Below are 18,032 nucleotides of genomic sequence, written 5' to 3'. Positions count from 1 at the left end.
GTTTGACCGGCTAGAGGGGGAGAGAGTGCACAGGTACGTCCTCGCGGCGGTGGCTGCGATGTTGTTGCTGGCCGCGCCCGCAGGCGCGCAGAACGGCGTGAGCGTGACCGACCTGCGGGTCGAGCGCAAGGCGCAGCCCGTCGGGATCGACGTCGACAAGCCACGCTTCTCGTGGGTGATCGACTCGCGCGTGCGCGACCTCGAGCAGAAGGCGTACCGGGTGCAGGTGGTCGGGCCGGGCCCCCGCCTCGTGTGGGACTCCGGCACCGTCCGCTCGGCGCAGTCGTTCGACGTCGAGTACACGGGCCCCAAGCTCGCGCCGGCGACCAGCTACGACTGGCACGTCGACGTGCAGACCCAGCGCGGCTGGGCGAGCGCCCGCTCGAACTTCCGCACCGGCCTCTACACCGACGCGGACTGGGCGGGCAGCAAGTGGATCGGCAACTCCCGGCCGGGTGCGCCGCCGTCGTTCGACGGCTCCGCCTGGATCTGGACGCCTGAAGCCACCACGCCCACCGCGCCCGCCGAGCCGCGCGCGTTCCGCAAGACGCTCACGCACAGCAAGCCCGCGGTGAGCGCCGAGATCGCGATCACCGCCGATGACCTCTACACGCTGTGGGTCAACGGCAAGGAGCTCGGCGCCACGTCCGGCGCCAACAACGAGTGGCAGCAGGCCCGCCGCTTCGTCACCAACCTCGACCCGGCGCGCAACGTAATCGCGGTGCGCACCAACAACGGCCCGAACTCCCCCGCGGGCCTGCTCGCCGTGGTCCGCGTCACCTACGCCGACGGCACGACCGAGACCTTCCGCTCCGACGCCACCTGGAAGGCCGCGAAGACGTTCCCGGCCGACTTCGCGCGCCCTGACCTCGAAGACGCCGCCTGGACCAACGCCGTGGTCCAGGCTGCGTACGGCTCCGGCCCGTGGGGCCGCAACGTCCGCACCCCGCGTGACGCCGCCCGGCCCGCGCCGCTGCTCAGGCGCGCGTTCAGCGTCGACGGCCGCGTCCGCAACGCGACGCTCTTCTACGCGGCCGGTGGCTACGCGGACTTCAAGCTCAACGGCCGGCCCGCCAGCGCGGACGTGCTGAGCCCTGGCTTCACCGACTACGACGACACCGTCCAGTACACGACCGCCGACCTCACGCGCGACCTGCGCGCCGGCGAGAACACGCTCGGCGCCGAGCTCGGCCGCGGCTTCTACGCCATGACCGGCGGCAACGTGTGGCGCTGGGAGGCGCCGCCGTGGCGCGACGAGCCGGTCGTGCGCGCGCGCCTGCGCATCGAGTACGACGACGGCCGCGTGCAGGACGTGATCACCGACTCGAGCTGGCAGATCGCCGACGGCCCGACCGTCTTCGACGACCTCTACGCGGGCGAGACCTACGACGCGCGCCTGACCACGCCGGCGAGCTGGCACGCGGCGAGCGAGGTGAACGGGCCGAAGGGCGTGCTCGTCAACCAGCGCCAGCAGCCGATCCGCGTCACCGAGTCGCTGCCGGCGACCGAGATCACCGAGCCGGCGGACGGCGTCTACGTCGTCAAGTTCCCGCGCGTGCTCGCCGGTTGGGTCGAGTACGCCGTCCAGGGTCCCGCGGGTACGACGATCCGCGCCCAGGCCGGCGAGAAGCTGCTCGCCAACGGCCGCGTGAACTTCTCCAACAACGGCGGCTTCCAGGCCGGCTTCCAGACCGACCGCTTCATTCTCGCCGGCACCGGCCGGATCGAGCGCTGGGCGCCGCGCTTCTCCTACAAGGGCTTCCAGTACATCGAGGTCACGGGCTGGCCGGGCGACAGCGCTCCGCCGCTGTCGGCGTTCACCGCCAAGGCCGTGCACACCGACATCGCGGCCAACGGCTCGTTCGAGAGCTCGAGCGAGATCATGAACCGCACGCACCGCGCGGTCGTCGACACGATGCGCAACAACCTGCACGGCATCCCGACCGACACGCCGATGTTCGAGAAGAACGGCTGGACGGGCGACGCGGCGGTCGGCGCCGAGATGTTCATGCTCAACCTCGACACGCACGAGCTGTTCGCCAAGTGGATGCGCGACGTCCACGAGACGCGCGAGGCCAACGGCCGCCCGCTGGTGATCGCGCCGTCGAGCGGCGACTGGGGCGTGTGGGGCATCGCGCCGCCGTGGCACTCGGCGTACGTGATGATCCCGCGCTGGCTGCTCCAGTACGGCGGCGACAAGCGCCCGCTCAGCGAGCTCTACGACGGCATGAAGAAGTACGTCGACCTCGAGTTCGACACCAGCACGGGCGGGATCGTCAACAACGCGCGGCTCGGCGATTGGGTGAGCCCCGAGGCCAGCCCGGCCGGTGGCAACGCGCCCGAGGACCTGCGCGTGTCGGCGACCGCGTACCTGTACGCGATGCTCAGGTCGATGGAGGGCAGCGCGCGGCTGCTCGACAGGCCGCAGGACGCCGCGCACTTCGCCGCCCGCGCCGACACGGTGCGCGCCGCGTTCAACGCGCGCTTCCTCGTCGACGGCTTCTACCAGGGCTCCGGCGACCGCGGGTACCGGCAGACGCACAACGTGCTCGCCGTCGCCTTCGGCCTCGTGCCGGAGACGGCCAAGCAGGGCGTGGTGGACAGCATCGCCGCCGACGTGCGCGCGAAGGGCGACACGCTCAACACCGGCGTGCTCGGCACCAAGTACCTGCTGCCGGTACTCACGCAGAACGGCTACGCCGACCTCGCCTACACGCTCGCGACGCAGACCAAGTACCCGAGCTGGGGCTACATGATCTCCAGCGGCGCGACCTCGATGTGGGAGCACTGGTCGACCGACGCCCGCTCGTACGGGCACTACTTCCTGGGCACCGTCGACGACTGGTTCTTCCACCACGTCGGCGGCATCCAGGCGTCGGAGACGACTGGGTATCGCGACCTGACGATCGCCCCCGCCGTGACCGGCTCGATGGAGTGGGCGCGGGCGACCACCCGCACGCCGTACGGCCCGGTCACGAGCGACTGGCGCAACCGCGGCCGCACCCTGGAGCTGCGCGTGGACGTGCCGGTGGGCGCGCGGGCGACGGTGCTCGTGCCCGCGGAGAACGTGCACGCGGTGACCGAGGGCGGCGAGCCGGTCGACGGCGTCGACGTCGGGGACGCCGTGCGGGTGACGGTCGGCTCCGGCCGCTACACGTTCGTCGCCGATGAGCAGATGGCGCTCGTCGGCACGGCGATCGAGCGCATCGACGCCGCCGTGGTCGAGCCGGACGAGCGGCCCGTGCTCGCGTCGGCGCGTGAGCAGGCGCTGAAGGCGCTCAAGCAGCTGCGGTCGGGGAACGTCGAGGCCGCGGCGAAGGCGCTGGCCCGCGCGGACCGCGACCTCTCGCAGGGCGTGGACTCCCCCGTCCACGCCATCGACGACGCGCTCGGCGCGGCGGTGTCCGACCTGCTCGACCTGCAGCTCACCGGCGCGTTCACTCCGGCGCCCGCGCGGCCCGGCGACCCGCTCACCGGGACCGTCTCGCTGGTGAACGGCGCCCGGGCGACGGTGGACAACGTGGTCGGATGGTTCGGCGGCGTGGACGGCTGGGGCGTGGAGCCACCGGACGGCGCCACGCTGTCCCGCTCGCTGCGTCCGCGCGGCAGCGCTTCGGCGCGCTTCGCGCTGACCGTGCCCGCGGACCAGCCGCCGGGCGCGGTCGCCGCGAGCGCGCACGTGTCCTACACCTACGCCGGTGCCGACCTGCACTTCCGCGTGCCGGTGAAGCTGCAGGTCGTCTCGGCGCTGTCGGTGGTGTCGATGACCGCCGCGCCCGTGCGGCCGGGGCAGGACGCGACGGTCACGACGGTCTTGCGCAACGAGGGCCGCACGGCGGCGACCGACGCGCTGACGATCGGCGTCCCGAGCGGCTGGACCGCACCCGCCGCGCAGACGGTCACGGTCCCCGCGGGCGGCGAGCTGACGGTGACCACGACCGTCGCCGTCCCGCGCGACGCTGAGCAGGCGGCGAGCGACGTCCCGCTGACGAGCACGTTCCGGGGCGCGGCCGGCTCGACGACGCTGCGGGTCGAGCTCGCGCCGCTCCCGGCCGCGTTCGACCGCATCGACCTCGGCAACAGCGTGTCCGAGCAGGCACACGGGCTCACCGCCGCGCCGTCCTCGGGCACGAACACCGAGGCCGGGCTCACGCGCCGCTACGCCGGTCACCTGACCCCGTTCTCGTGGTTCGAGTTCGACCTCGCGGTCACCCCGGGCAGCGCGTTCGTGGTGCGCGTGACCGAGACCTACGACCGCGCGCAGACCAAGCGCTACAAGGTCTACGTCGACGGCCAGCAGGTCAAGCTGCGCCAGTTCTCCAAGGGCGGCGCCGGCACGGAGACCTACGAGTTCGTCGTCCCCGCCTCGCTCGCCTCCGACGACCGCGTCCGGGTCAAGTTCGAGAACCAGGACGACCCGGCGTTCTACGACCCGTCGATCGCCGACGTGTGGAGCTATGCCCTCGGGTGAACCACGGTGAAGTCGAGACGCTTCGTCGCGCCGCGGTGACCTGCGGCGTCGACGGGCGTCGCGACGAGGCGGTAGCGGCCGGCGGTGAGCCGCCGGCCGAGGCCGCCGCGGAAGCGCACCGCCGACGTCCCGGCGGGCAGGTCCAGCGACCGCGAGCCGGGCGCGGCGACCCAGCGCTTGCCCCGCTTGCGCTCGAGCCGCAGCGTGACCCGCGCGGGTTCGGACAGCGTGAGCCGCAGCTCGCCGCCGGCCGCGCGCGCTGGCTTGGTCGTGCTCGGCGTGAAGCGGCGCTTGGCCACCTTCAGCTTCGTGAGCGCGGGCTTGGTCGTGTCCGCCGGCGGCCCGGAGGGACCGGTCGGCGTGCCGCCGGCGTCCGGAAGCGGCGTCGGGACCGGCGCGGGCGCGGCCACGTCGACCACCGCAGATGCCGTGGCCGTGCGCCCGCCCGCGTCGGTGACGGTCACCGTGACGAGCTGCGTGCCCGCGGCGAAGGCGTGCGTCGTGGTCGCGCCGGTGGCCCCGAACGACCACGCGTACTCGAGCGGGTCACCGTCGGGATCGCTCGCCGTGGCCGCGAGCGCGACGGGCTGGCCGGCGAGCGCCGTCGCGGGCGCCTGCAGCGTCACCACCGGCGCGAGCCGCCGGTACTCGAATGCGCCCATGTCGGTGTGGGCCTCGCCGTCGCCGTCGCCGTCGACCGTGCGCGCGAAGCCGCCGAGCTCCAGCGCCGTGATGCCGGTCAGCATGCCGCGGTCGACCTGCGCCGCGTCCCCGCGTAGGCGGAAGTCGCCGGCGCCGACGAAGCCGCTCTCGGCGTCCACGTTGCCCGGCCCGAGCTCGCTGACGCCGCCGCTCGTCCCTGGCACGTCGACGACGCGGTCGAACGCGTAGCTGGAGCGCCGTACGAACAGGTCGGTGGTCCCGACCGGGTCGTTGCTCGCCTCCCGCTTCAGGCTCACGGGGAAGCCGCTGACGATCGAGCTCTCGAGCGTGATCGTGGCTCCCGGCGCGGCGTGCACGCCGGGCGTCCCGGGCGCGGCGCCGCCGCGGTGCACGACCGTGACGTGGTCGGCGTCGATCGCGCCGTTGCCGAGGCGCAGCCCGGGTTCCTGCGGCCCGTCGACCGCGATCAGCACGTTGCGCAGGGTGACGCTCGCGGAGGGGCCGCCGCCGTCGATCCCGTCGCGTTCCACGCGCGTGTCGACCATCGTGAGATCCTCGTCGGCCGTGTAGACGCCGCCGACGATGCGGGAGCGGCGGATCGTCGGCGTGCCGCCGTTGACGCGCAGCGCGGTGCCGGCGCGCGTGTCGATCTCGACCTCGCTGAGCGTCCCGCCGCCCGCCACGAGCACCGCACGCTGGCCGCCCTCCACGCGGACGCGCTCGAGCGTGCCGCCGGCCAGGTTCACGCCGGTGGATGCGGCGGCGTCGGACGCGCGCACGGTGAGGTCGCGCACCGTCACGGCCGTGCCGATGCCGCCGAGGACCTGGTTGGTGGTGCTGTCGAGCACGGTCGTCCCGATGCCCTCGCCCACGAGCGTGAGCGCGCCACCGCCGCCGTAGCTGAACGGGCCGGTGTGCGTCCCGGGCCCGACGCGCACGGTGTCGTCCCCGGGCAGAGCCTCGGCGGCGTCCAGCGCGGCGGCCAGCGTCGCGGCGTTGTGGACCGGGCAGGGCGTCGTGGTGGCCACGCACACCTCGGCGGCGGCCGCGGGCGCGGCCAGGACAAGTGGGGAACACAGGAGCACAGGTACAAGCAGACGGCGCAGGAGCATGTCTCGCAGCCTCCCGCAGCCCTGCGCCGTTGCCATCAGGGTGCTCCCTGAGCCGGACCCCGATCAGCAGTCGGGCGACTCGGTACAGGCCGCTTCGAGGTTCGCCGCCTGGCGCAGCAACTCGTAGAGCTGCTCGCGTTGCGCCGCGTCGAGCGCGGACAGCACGTGATCCTCGATCGCCGCGAGCGCGAAGTCGATGCGGCTGAGCAGCTCGCCACCCGCGGCCGTCAGCTCGACCAGGTGGCGCCTGCGGTCCTCGGGTGAGCGCCGGCGCTCGACCCAGCCCTCGGTCTCCAGCTCGTTGAGGAGCCCGACGAGGTTCGTGCGGTCCATCTGCAGCAGACCGGCGAGGTCGGCCTGCGAGCTGCCGCCCGTATCGCGCAGCACGGTGAGCGCGAGCACATGCCGTGGCCGCACGCCGAGCGTCTCCAGCGCGGGCACCGAGTGCTGGCGCAGCTGGCGATTCACGTGCTCGAGCAGCGCTCCGACGCGACGGGCGGGCTGGTCGATGACGGGCAGTGCGCTGATGAGCACAAGTCTAGGCGCGGAAGACGACACGTGGTACAACGTAGATGATTGACGTAACACAAACGATCTACGGAGAGTCAATCCATGCACCTGCTCCACATCGACTCGTCCATCCAGGGCGAGCAGTCGGTCAGCCGCGCCCTGAGTGCTCGCGCCGCACAGCGCTGGCGCGCCGCACATCCCGAAGGGACGGTCACGTACCGCGACTTGGCCGAGACCCCGCCGCCCCACCGGCTGAGCTTCGCCGTCACCGACCTTTGCCACGAGCTGCTGGACGAGATCAAGGCCGCCGACACGATCGTGTTCGGCCTGCCGCTGTACAACTTCGGCGCGCCTAGCCACGTCAAGGCCTGGGTCGATCACCTGATCGTTCCGGGCATCGCGTTCGACGCCGACACGCGCGAGCCGTTCCTCACGGGCAAGGACTTCGTCGTCACCGCCTCCCGCGGCGGCGGCTACGGCAAGGGCACGCCGCGCGAAGGCTGGGACCACGCGGAGGCGTGGCTGCCGCACGGCATCGGGCTGACCGGGCTCGAGCCGCGCTTCATCACCGCCGAGCTGACGCTCGCCCACAGCACGCCGGCGATGGCCGAGCTGATCCCGCTCGCCCACCAGAGCCGCGCCGAGGCCGAAGCCGCGATCGACGCCCTGTGGACGGCACGGGCGGTGGCGCAAGCCGCCTGACCGGCCGCGACCGACGCCGCTCGTGCGGCGGAGTCCGCCCGCCGTACCATCGACAGCCGTGGTCTCCGCCGCCGACATCGACGTGTTCGAGGCGGCGAGGCCGCGGCTGTTCGGCATCGCGTACCGGATGCTCGGCAGCCGGCAGGAGGCCCAGGAGCTCGTGCAGGAGGCGTGGCTGCGCTGGCAGGGCACGGACCGCAGCGCCGTGCGCGAGCCGGCGGCGTTTCTGGCCACGACGGTCACGCGGCTGGCGATCAACGAGGCGCAGTCGGCGCGGGCGCGGCGCGAGACGTACATCGGGCCGTGGCTGCCCGAGCCCGTGGACACGAGCGCCGATCCTGCGCTGGGCGCGCTCAACGGCGAGGCGCTCGAGGTCGGCGTGCTGATGCTGCTGGAGAAGCTGTCGCCGGCCGAGCGGGCGAGCTACGTGCTGCACGAGGCCTTCGACTACTCCTACCGGGAGATCGCGGACACGTTGCAACTGACCGAGGCGAACGCGCGCCAGCTCGCCGCGCGGGCGCGCAAGAAGCTCGCGGGCGGGCGCCGGGCCAAGGCGGACGCGGCCACGCACCGGCGGCTGCTGAACGCGATCGTCGCCGCCGCGCAGGCCGGCGACGTCGCCGCGCTCGAGCGGCTGCTGGCCGAGGACGTCGTCACGTACGCCGACGGCGGCGGGCTCGTCAACGCGGCGCGCAAGCCGATCATGGGCCGCGAACGCGTCGCGAAGGCGCTCGTCGGGCTGGCGGGCAAGTTCTGGGTCGGCGCGAGCTTCGACGGGCTCGACGCGAACGGCCGGCCCGCGCTGTACGTCCACCGCGACGGCGAGCCGATCGTGGTGGCGTCGATCAACCCGTCGGAGGACGGCGGCGTGGCCCAGATCTTCTTCCAGGCGAACCCGGAGAAACTCCCTGTCACGCGCTGACCGGGTCCCCGGTCTGAGCTGACATGAAGATCGTGATCATCGGTGGTACGGGGCAGATCGGCTCCAAGGTCGTCGCCCGCCTGAGCGAGCAGGGCCACGAGGCCGTCGCGGCGTCGCCGCGGACCGGCGTGAACACCCTCACCGGCGAGGGATTGCGCGAGGTGCTGGTCGGCGCGGACGTCGTCGTCGACGTCACCAACGCGCCCGACTGGGAGGACCAGGCGTCCCTGGACTTCTTCACCACCTCGACGCGCAACCAGCTCGCGGCGGAGGTCGAGCTGGGCGTCAAGCATCACGTCGCGCTTTCGGTCGTCGGCTCGCGCGAGATGCCCGGCAGCGGCTACATGCGGGCGAAGGTCGCCCAGGAGGACTTGATCGTCGCGAGCGGGGTCCGGTACTCGATCCTGCACGCGACCCAGTTCTTCGAGTTCGTGCCGTGGATCGCCGACGCGTCCAAGGGCGAGGACGGCAAGGTGCACGTCAGCCCCGCGCACTTCCAGCCGATCGCGGCCGACGACGTGGCGGACTTCGTCACGCGCGTCGCGGTGGGCGAGCCGGTCGGGGCGGTCGAGATCGCCGGGCCGGACAGGCTCGGCCTCGACGAGGCCGTGCGGATGGCGGTGCCGGACGCCGACGTGGTGTCCGACCCGGCCGTCGGCTACTTCGGCGCGGACGTCGACGACACGACGCTCACCGCGGGCGAGAACGCGTGGCTCGGCGAGCAGCGCTTCGCCGATTGGGTGGGTGTAGCGTTGCGCGGGTGAGGAGAGCGGCGGCGCTCGCGGCCTTGATCGTGTGCGTGTGCGTCGCGCCGGCGAACGGCGCGACGGACCGTTACGCGTACGCGGGCGGGTGCTACGCCGTCGCCGGGCTCGCGGGCGCCGAGCAGGTGCGCATGCAGGCCACCGCGCTCGGTCGCTACCTGCTCTACCGGCCGGACGGCACCTACGTCACGCCGTCCGGCATCAGCGCCGCACCCGCCGACTGGGAGCTGACCGACGAGCTGGCGGCGCGCATAGCGCCCGCAACCGGCTGCGCGGACTTCCCCGAGGCGCCGCTCAACGCCACCGGCACGCCGACCAGGGGCGCGACCGAGTTCGGTCGCGTCGGCGGCGTGATCGACGGTCACATGCACTGGATGACGTACGAGTACTTCGGCGGGCGCTTCCACTGCGGCAAGCCGTGGGACGCGTTCGGGATCACGAATGCGCTGCCCGACTGCGCGGCCATCGAGGGTCCCGGCGGCACCACGGCCGTGTTCCAGAACTTCCTCAACTACGGCAACCCGGCCCAGCCGCACGACACGCGCGGCTACCCGTTCCTGACCGAGACCAAGGCGAACAACCTCACGCGTGAGGGCACGTACTGGCGCTGGGTCCAGCGCGCGTGGCTGGGCGGGCTGCGGTTGATGGTGATGAGCGTCAACGAGAACCGCGTGCTGTGCACGCTGCAGCCGCTGAAGGTCACCGACTGCGACGAGATGGCGACCGTGCGGCGCTCGCTCGACGACATTCGCGCCCTGCAGGACTACGTGGATGCGCAGGCCGGCGGGCCCGGCAAGGGCTTCTTCCAGATCGTCACCGACCCGTACGCGGCACGGCGCGTGATCAACCAGGGGCGGATGGCGGTCGTGCTGGAGATCGAGGTCTCCGAGCCGTTCGGCTGCCGCGGCTGGGCGGCGCCGTGCGATCGGACCATGATCGACCGCGAGCTCGACGACCTCTACCAGCGGGGCGTGCGCTCCGCGCTGCTGCTGAACAAGTACGACAACCCGCTCACCGGCGTGCGCTTCGACGAGGGTGCGCAGGGCACGCTCATCAACGTCGGCAACCTCGTGAGCGCGGGCTCGTTCTGGAGCGCGAAGACGTGCACCGGGCCGCTGCGAGACAATACGATCGCCGCCGCTGATCCAGGCCTGCTCACGGCGCTCACCGCGCTGACCGGCGTCACGCTCCCGCCGTCGCCGCTGTATCCCAAGGCGCCGCACTGCAACACGCGCGGGCTCACCGACCTCGGCACGCACGCGGTCAATGCGCTGATGGACAAGCGGATGATCGTCAACCCCGACCACATGAGCCAGGCGGCCGTGGATTCCACGCTCACCCTGCTGGAGAAGCGCGGCTACAGCGGCGTGATCTCCCCGCACGGCTGGATGGACCCGGGCAACTGGCCGCGGCTGTGGAAGCTCGGCGGGCTCGCGTTCCCCGGCCATTCGAGCGCCGACGAGTACGTCAAGCAGTGGGAGCGGTACCGGCCGCGGTCGACGCCGTACCGCTTCGGGTGGGGCTACGGCGCCGACCTCGGCGGGCTCTCCACACAGCCCGGGCCCGGCAGCGGTCTGCGCTACCCGTTCAAGGGCCTGGATGAGGGCGTCACGTTCGACCGCCAGGTCACCGGGCAGCGCACGTTCGACTACGCGCGGGAGGGCGTCGCCACCTACGGGCAGTACGCGGACTGGCTGGCGGATCTCAAGCGGGTCGGCGGTTCGCGCCTCGCCGAGGATCTGTGGAACGGGGCGGAGGCCTACCTGGAGATGTGGGAACGCGCCGACGGCGTCAAGCCGTCGGGGTGCGCGCCACGCAAACAGGGCCTCACGCGCACGCTCAAGCTCGGTGCGCCGTGGACGACCGTGCTGGCGCGCGCCGGCCAGCCGCAGCAGCGCGAGCGGGCGTGGAGCTGGTGCGTGAACGGCTCGGGCAACCCGCGCGCGGCCGACGTCGCCGTCTTCGGGGACGACGGGCGCGTGGCGGTCGTCGGCAGCACCGCGCAGGGCCGGCGTACGTCCGGGCTCCCGCCCGTCGGCCGGCGCGTGGGCGGCAAGGTGCGGATCGTCGTCCGCGGCCGTGCGGCCTACGAGGTGCGCGGCGGACGTGTGCGTGCGGTGGCGCTGGGCGGCAAGGGCAGCACGCGGGCGGCGCTCACGGCCGGCGTGCGCGAGGTGAGCGCGGCGCGTGCCTCGCAGGCCCGGCCGCGGTTCGCGGCGGGCGCTCGCGCGGCCACCGCGCCGACCGGCGAAACACTGGCGGGGAGCGGGAATCCGGTAGATGACGCCGCTCTGACACTCCTCTGCTCCCTGATCGGGACGTAGCTATCCTGCCGCGCCGTGTCTCAGCCTGACGAACGCGCGTTCGCGCTCATCCGCCAATGGGGCGACCCCGTCCTGCGTGAGCGGGCGCGCGAGGTCGAGGAGTTCGACGAAGCCTTCGCGCAGCAGGTCGCCGAGCTGGCCGACATCATGCGCGGCGCCGACGGCGCCGGGCTGGCCGCCACCCAGGTCGGGTCGCTGCGCCGGGTCTTCGTCTACCGGCTGCCGGACGACCCCGAGGACGCGCCCGTGCGGGTGATCGTGAACCCGCGGATCGTCGAGGCCGGCGAGGAGACCGAGTCCGCCATCGAGGGCTGCCTCTCGCTCGGCAAGGCCCGCGTCCACGTCGCCGTCGAACGCCCGCGCGACATCGTCATGGAGGCCCAGGACGCCCACGGCGAGCCGCTGCGCCTGGAGGCCTCCGGCATCCACGCGCGCATCCTCCAGCACGAGGCCGACCACCTGGACGGCGTGCTCATGCTCGATCGCACGGTGCCCGAGCACAAGCGCGCCGCGGTGCGGGCGCTCAACGCCGGAGAGGCGTGGCGCCCGCCGCGTCCCGAGGGCGAAGACGAAGTCGACGCCTAGGGCTTCTTCGCCTTTCCGATCAGCTTCGCCTTCTTGACGCAGGCGGCCTTCTTGGTCTTCTGCGACTTGGTCTTGGTCTTGAGCGCGTCGCACTTGGCGAGCGCCCGCTCGCGCTTCTCGCACGTCGACTTGCTCTTGCCCTGAAGCTTGCCGCACGCCTTCGCGAGCCGCTTCTCGAGCGCGGACTGAGGCTTCACCTGCGGGTTCGTGGTCGTCGGCGGGGTGCCGCCGCCCGCGGGCGCGCCGCCGCCACCGCCGGGCGCGCCGCCACCGGCGTGGGGATTGCCGCCGCCGCCGTTCTCGGTGCCACCACCACCGCCGTTGTTGTCCCCACCCTGCGTCGTGACGATCGTGAACCCGGCGCGCGCCGGGCTCGCGTCGGCGTTGCCGGCCGCGTCGACGGCACGCACGTCGAACGTGTGCGCGCCGGTGGCCAGCGCCGCCGTCGTGTGCGGCGACGTGCACGGGGCGAATGCGCCGCTGTCCACGCGGCACTCGAACCGCGCGCCGCCCTCGTTCGCGCTGAACGCGAAGGTCGGCGTGGTGTCGTCGCCCGTCGCGGCCGGGGCGGCTGTGATGGTCGTGTTGGGTGCGGTGGTGTCGGGCTGGGGCACGACCGGCTTGTCCGTGCGTGTGAGCGCGATGTGGTGCTCGAGGGCCGGCGGCGGGATCGTCACCGCGTCGCTGGTGACCGTGTCGTAGCCGGCCTTGGCCACGAGGACGCGGTACTCGCCCGCGGACACGTCCCACTGGTACTTGCCGTCCGCGCCCGTGATCTGCGGATTGACCTTGGGCGAGATGCCCGGGTCGCCGGACAGCAGCGTCACCCACGCGGCGCCGACCTTGCGCTGCAGCGTGACCGTCGCGCCCGTGATCGCGGCCGCGGCGCGCGCGACGGCCGGCGTGTCGCCCGCCGCGATCCGCTCCGCGTACTTGTCCTTGTCGTAGACGACGCCCTGCGGGTCGATCAGCGTGATCCCGCCGATCGGCACCGTGAACTCGGCGTACTCGCCGTTCTCGCTGAGCGCGTACGAGACGTACAGGTCGCCCGTGCGGATGCAGTCGAGCTCGAACGTGTACTTGTCGCCCTCGACCTTCGACGGCTTCATCCAGCCGGGCGGCGTCAGGGCACCGGCGGTCGGCGCGGCACCCGGCGCGACCTGGAACAGCTCGACGCTGTCCGCGACCACGTCGCTCGCGCCCGCGTCGATGACGACCGAGACCGCCAGCGTGAGCGCGCGGCTGTCCGGGACGCCCGGGCACGGCTGCACGCCGGCCGCGTCGGTCTGCGAGCGCGAGACCAGGATGTGGCGCTGGGAGGGGTCGGTGGGGTCGATCGTCTCGCCGATCTGCACGCCGGGCAGCGGAGCTCCGGACGTGGTCGTCGGCGGACCGACGGTGGGGGGCTGGACGTCGCTCGCCGCGCGCCAGTGCGCGATGGCCGTGGCGTCGAACGTCGTGCCGTCGTGCGTGATCGCCAGCTCGTCCTTGCCGACCGCGCTGCGGCTCCATGCGATCTCGACCTGGCCGGAGGCGTTCGTGACCGCCTGGCCCGTCAGCGGCGAGCCGGCGCCGGCGATCCTCCACTGCAACGTCTCGCCCGCGCGTGGCGTGCCCATGCCGTCGCGCAGCGTGGCCGTCACCCGCTGGGTCGTGCCGACCTGCGGCGTGTCCACCTCAGGCGTGAGCAGCAGCCGGTCGGCCTCGGCGACCGTGATGAACGCCGTCGCGGTGCCGGACTGCAGCTCGCCGTCGAAGGCGCGGTAGGTGAACGTGTCCTCGCCGACGTAGCCGGGCTGAGGCTTGTAGTTCCAGCCACCGGAGGTGGACGTCAGCGTCCCGTGCTTCGGCTGCTCCACGACGGTGTACGTCAGATTGTCGTTGTCGGCGTCGTAGCAGTCGGCGCTGACCCAGCCCGTCCAGGGCTGCTGCACGAGCGTGCGGGCCGTGAAGCACTCGGGCGCGTCGTTGATTCCCTCGGCAACCTGGAACTTCACCGTCTGCTGAACCTCGAGGTCGCCGTCACGGATGGTCACCGTGAGTTCGTCGGGCCCGCTGTAGCTCTCGGCCGGGCGGTAGACGAGCGACGCGGACGAGCCGAAGACGGAGGCGACGTCCGCCGTGCCGTGGTCCGGCTGGTCCGACACGCTGAACGTCAGCGCGGTGCTGTCCTGGTCGAAGCAGGACACCGACAGGTGCTTGTCGACGCCGGCTTCCGCGGGATAGCGGCCGTCCGGCCCCGCGGTGCCCGCCCAGACGGAGCACTGCGGCGGGTTGTTGACCGGGTCCACGACGTCGACCTGCACCACCGACACGAGGCTGTTCGTGCCGTCGCCGGCCCGCAGCTTGAACTCGTCGGGGCCGCGGTGGGTCGCGACGGGCGTGTAGGTGAAGCTGCCCGAGCCGGGGGAGAACGCCACCGTGCCGTGCGCCGGTTGCTCGGCGACGGTGTAGGTCAGCGGCTCGCCCTCGTCGTCCGTGCAGGAGTAGTGGCCCGCGTTCGGCTCGCCCGCCTCGGCGCGCCAGCGCTGGCCCGGCCCGGGGAAGGCGCCGCTCAGGCCCGGATGGCAGACCGGGGCGTCGTTGGCCGCCGCGACCACGGTGAACTTGACGACGTGGTCGGTGTACGCGCCGCCGCTGTCGGTCGCGCGGATGGTGACCTCGTCCGGCCCGCGGTACTCGGCGTCGGGCGTGTAGGAGAGCCAGGCGACCGAGAGCGGGTAGCCCTGCGGGGGCGTCAGCGAGCCGAGGACCCCGTGGGCGGGCGGGACCTGCACGCTGTAGGTCACGTTCGCGTTCTCGGGATCGCTGCAGCTGATGCTGCCGGTGGTCGGCTTCCCGTCGTCCTCGGCGGGATAGCGCGTGTCCGGCTGCGGGGGAGCCGAACCGATGCTCGTCCAGCACGTGGGCGGCGAGTTGACCGGGTCCACGACGCGGAGCTTGAGCTCGAACTCGGTGCTGAGCTCGCCGTCGCCGACGCGGACGACGAACTCGTCCAGGCCGCGATACGTCGGGGCCGTCGTGTACCGCACCGAGAACAGGCGTCGCTCATCGACCGTCGCGTTGTCCTGGAAGTCGCTCAGCTGGCCGTGCTCGGGTGCATCGACGACCGTGAAGGTCAGCGGCTTCCCCTCGGGGTCCCAGCACGAGAGCCCCGCGCGCGAGGGCTCGCCGGCCTCCATCAGGTGCCGGTCGTCGGCGGGCGGCAGCGTCGAGAAGTAGGCCTGGTAGCACTGCGGCGCGTCGTCCTGGGGGGCAATCACGTCCACGGCCACGACCAGCTCGGTCACGGCGAGCCCATCGCTGACGTGCAGCGTGAAGGAGTCCGAGCCGCGATGCGCGGCAGCCGGGGTGTAGCGGAACGTCGCGTACCCGCCCGTCGCGACCTCCTCGAGGGCGGTCACGGAGCCGTGTGCGGGCTGCGCGTGGACGGAGAAGTCGAACGCGCTGCTGTCCGGGTCGGTGCACGAGATCGTCCCGCGCGTACGCTCGCCGGCCTGGACCTGGAACGCCTGACCCGGGATCACCGCGCGCGAGTCGATGCTGAGAAAGCAGTTCGGCGGATCGTTCTGGCCGACCCCGATCGTGAAGCGGACCGTCATCTCCGCGAACTCCTGGGCGGGGTCGGAGACCCGCAGCCGGATCGTGTCCTGGCCGACGTGGGTCGTCCCGGCCGTGTAGCGGTACCACCCCAGGGCGTCCGGTCCCGTCAACGTGCCGTGGGCCGGCTGCGCGATCACCGTGGGCGTGAGCGTGCCGCCCTCCGGGTCCGAGCAGTAGAACGAGAGCGCGAAGGGCGAGACGCTGTAGACCTCACCCTGCTCGATCTCGATCGCCGGCGGGTCGACGCACGTCGGCGGCGCCGCGTTCGCGGCGGCGGGCAGCGCGAAGCTCGCCAGCGCCATCAGCGCAAGGACCAGCAACAGTCGGACACGGCCGGCCGAACGGCTCATACGGAGTTCCCCTCTCCCTATAAAGACTCGAGCACCGCAGGGGCCGTTGGCGACCGGGTCAGCGCGGATCGAGGCGCAACCGTACAGATCGCCTCGCGCGTCGACCTTCGAACAGTTGTCCAGTTAAGAGAGCGAGACCGCTTCGCCGATCGGCAGCCAACGGAAGCGCTCCATGACGTCCGCGGGCGCCTGCGCGATCGCGCGCTCGACGCCGCGCTGCCCGTCGCGGAAGTGCCTCCAGCCCTCGTAGTGGATCGGGATCGCGACGCGCGGCTGGAGCAGCTTGACCAGCTCGACCGCGTCGTGGCCGGTCATCGTGTAGCGCGCCGGGCCGGTCACAGGGAACTGGACGCCGCCGCAGTGCAGGACTGCGACGTCGACCTTCAGGCGCTGCGCGACGGACTTGACGCCGTCGTAGAGCACGGTGTCGCCGCTGAACCACAGCACGCCCTCGCCCCAGTCGAGCGCGAAGCCGATCACGTCGCCGACGATCGGGTGACTGAGCGGCGGGCCGTGCCGGCAGGGTGTGGCGGTGACCTTGATCGTGGGCGACCCGGGTTTGGCGAGCTCGGTCGTCTGCCAGTCGGTCAGCCCCCGCGTGGCGCCGCCGAGCCGCTGCGCGCCCGACGCCGTGGTCACCACCGTGTCTACCTCGGGCAGGAACGCGCGGCCCGCGGCGTCGAGGTTGTCCTCGTGGTGGTCGTGCGTGAGCAGGACGGCGTCGATCGGGCCGAGCTGCGCGGGGTCGATCGCGGGCCCGGCCGTCTTGACCGAGCCGGTGCCCCAGCCGAACTTGTACTTGCCGCCGGCGGGGTCGAAGGTGGGGTCGGTCAGGATGCGCCAGCCGGCGAACTCGACCAGGGCGGTCGGGCCGCCGATGTGCGTCAGGGTGACCACACGGCGGACTCTATGGGCTCGCCCAGCGCCTCGGCATCGACGTCGATCCCCAGCCCCGGCCCGGTCGGCGCGGCACCGCGGCCGTCGACCGAACGCGGCACGTAGCCGGCGACGTGGTCGAGCGTCCAGTCGTTCATGAACGACGCCATCAGCAGGTGATCGGGCTTCGTCGAGGCGGCCAGGTGGCTGACGGCGGCGGTGGTGACGTCGCCGCCCCACGTGTCCTCGATCGTGAAGCGCAGGCCGAGCTCGGTGCCGAGGTCGCGCATCAGCCGTGCCTTCGTCAGGCCGCCGGCACGCCCGAGCTTGAGGTTGATCGCCTCCATCGCGCCGTACGCGCGGATCAGCGCCGGCACGTCGGTGATCACCTCGTCGAGCACCATCGGCAGCGTCGTGCGCTCGCGCACGACCAGGCACTCCTCGAGCGTCGGGCAGGGCTGCTCGAACAACACGCGGTCGAGTCCCTCCAGCGCGCGGGCGGCGAACACGGCGTCCTGCAGGCGCCAGCCGCCGTTGGCGTCGGCGGCGACGACGTCGAGGTCCTCCTCCAGCACGGCGCGCACACGCGCCACGTCCTCGCGCGGGTCCGCGCCGAGTTTGAGCTGAAAGTGGCGCACGCCCTCGGCGCGGCGGTCGCGGACGTGCTGCACCATCTCGTGCACCGGGCCGAGCGGGATCGCGACGTACAGCGGGAAGTCGGCACTGCGCACGCCGCCGAGCAGCGTGCTCACGGGCACGCCGAGCGCGCGGCCGAGCACGTCCCAGCACGCGATGTCCAGCGCCGCCTTGGCGTACGCGTGCCCGCGCAGCGCGCCGTCCATGGCGTCCTGCACTGCACCCAGGTTGCGCGGGTCCACGCCCAGCAGCGCGGGAGCCAGCACACGCAGCGCAGCGCGGGCGCCCTCGGCGTGGCTCTCGAGGTAGGTCGGCCCAAGCGGGCACGTCTCGCCCCAGCCCTCGAGCCCGCCGTCCGTGGTGATCCGCACCAGCGTGCTCGGCAGCGCGGCGATCGCACGCCCGCTCGACATCACATACTCCCCGTGCGCGTAGCGCAGGGCGTAGCCAAAGACGTCGACGCGTGCGATATTCACGCGCTTGACGCTACCGATGAAACCGTTTGCACTGCGCT

At 72.6% G+C, this 18,032-nt stretch carries 11 protein-coding genes; 6 read left to right on the top strand and 5 right to left on the bottom strand.

Annotation, left to right across the window (positions count from 1 at the left end):
* Positions 1 to 25 precede the first annotated feature (25 nt).
* On the top strand, positions 26 to 4,471 hold the full coding sequence (locus OJ962_RS03130; RefSeq protein WP_202955376.1) for a family 78 glycoside hydrolase catalytic domain: 4,446 nt from the start codon (positions 26 to 28) through the stop codon (positions 4,469 to 4,471).
* Here the strand turns inward: OJ962_RS03130 and OJ962_RS03125 are convergent.
* Together OJ962_RS03125 and OJ962_RS03120 are read right to left on the bottom strand one after the other, a co-directional pair.
* Positions 4,456 to 6,219, bottom strand: coding sequence for a PKD domain-containing protein (locus OJ962_RS03125; protein ID WP_270006177.1), 1,764 nt, complete (start codon positions 6,217 to 6,219; stop codon positions 4,456 to 4,458). The genes OJ962_RS03130 and OJ962_RS03125 overlap by 16 nt on opposite strands.
* A 90-nt stretch (positions 6,220 to 6,309) precedes the next feature.
* On the bottom strand, positions 6,310 to 6,774 hold the full coding sequence (locus OJ962_RS03120; protein WP_407697485.1) for a MarR family winged helix-turn-helix transcriptional regulator: 465 nt from the start codon (positions 6,772 to 6,774) through the stop codon (positions 6,310 to 6,312).
* Between the two features lie 84 nt (positions 6,775 to 6,858).
* Between OJ962_RS03120 and OJ962_RS03115 the strand changes: the two genes are divergently transcribed.
* From OJ962_RS03115 to def, 5 genes are read left to right on the top strand one after another with little or no spacing between them, the layout of a single operon-like run.
* Positions 6,859 to 7,458: an FMN-dependent NADH-azoreductase gene (locus tag OJ962_RS03115; RefSeq protein ID WP_202955379.1), complete on the top strand. Its 600-nt coding sequence runs from the start codon at positions 6,859 to 6,861 to the stop codon at positions 7,456 to 7,458.
* Between the two features lie 58 nt (positions 7,459 to 7,516).
* Complete coding sequence (sigJ, locus tag OJ962_RS03110; protein ID WP_202955380.1) at positions 7,517 to 8,380, top strand: RNA polymerase sigma factor SigJ; 864 nt, start codon at positions 7,517 to 7,519, stop codon at positions 8,378 to 8,380.
* A gap of 23 nt (positions 8,381 to 8,403) precedes the next feature.
* A complete protein-coding gene (locus tag OJ962_RS03105; protein ID WP_202955381.1) occupies positions 8,404 to 9,144 on the top strand; it encodes an SDR family oxidoreductase in 741 nt (246 codons plus the stop codon).
* Positions 9,141 to 11,468: a Coagulation factor 5/8 type domain-containing protein gene (locus OJ962_RS03100; protein WP_202955382.1), complete on the top strand. Its 2,328-nt coding sequence runs from the start codon at positions 9,141 to 9,143 to the stop codon at positions 11,466 to 11,468. The genes OJ962_RS03105 and OJ962_RS03100 overlap by 4 nt, the downstream gene beginning before the upstream one ends.
* Positions 11,469 to 11,483: 15 nt before the next feature.
* Positions 11,484 to 12,053, top strand: coding sequence for a peptide deformylase (gene def, locus OJ962_RS03095; protein ID WP_202955383.1), 570 nt, complete (start codon positions 11,484 to 11,486; stop codon positions 12,051 to 12,053).
* Here def and OJ962_RS03090 read toward each other — a convergent pair.
* The 3 genes from OJ962_RS03090 to OJ962_RS03080 all read right to left on the bottom strand — a co-directional run bounded on the left by OJ962_RS03090 (position 12,050) and on the right by OJ962_RS03080 (position 17,994).
* Positions 12,050 to 16,006 carry an Ig-like domain-containing protein gene (locus OJ962_RS03090; RefSeq protein ID WP_202955384.1) on the bottom strand — a complete coding sequence of 1,319 codons (3,957 nt, stop codon included), beginning with the start codon at positions 16,004 to 16,006 and terminating at the stop codon, positions 12,050 to 12,052. The two genes, def and OJ962_RS03090, sit on opposite strands and share 4 nt — an antisense overlap.
* Before the next feature lie 123 nt (positions 16,007 to 16,129).
* Positions 16,130 to 16,903, bottom strand: a complete 774-nt coding sequence (locus OJ962_RS03085; protein ID WP_202955385.1) for an MBL fold metallo-hydrolase — start codon at positions 16,901 to 16,903, stop codon at positions 16,130 to 16,132.
* Positions 16,891 to 17,994, bottom strand: coding sequence for a mandelate racemase/muconate lactonizing enzyme family protein (locus OJ962_RS03080; RefSeq protein WP_202955386.1), 1,104 nt, complete (start codon positions 17,992 to 17,994; stop codon positions 16,891 to 16,893). The genes OJ962_RS03085 and OJ962_RS03080 overlap by 13 nt, the downstream gene beginning before the upstream one ends.
* Positions 17,995 to 18,032: the final 38 nt, after the last annotated feature.

Source organism: Solirubrobacter deserti, assembly GCF_027587175.1.
Lineage (GTDB): Bacteria > Actinomycetota > Thermoleophilia > Solirubrobacterales > Solirubrobacteraceae > Solirubrobacter > Solirubrobacter deserti.
This window is presented reverse-complemented; position numbering and strand designations above follow the sequence as displayed.

Excerpts from the sequence above, each read along its gene's own strand:
- OJ962_RS03090 (WP_202955384.1), bottom strand. The coding sequence starts at position 16,006 with ATGAGCCGTTCGGCCGGCCGTGTCCGACTGTTGCTGGTCCTTGCGCTG.
- OJ962_RS03115 (WP_202955379.1), top strand. The coding sequence starts at position 6,859 with ATGCACCTGCTCCACATCGACTCGTCCATCCAGGGCGAGCAGTCGGTC.
- OJ962_RS03105 (WP_202955381.1), top strand. The coding sequence starts at position 8,404 with ATGAAGATCGTGATCATCGGTGGTACGGGGCAGATCGGCTCCAAGGTC.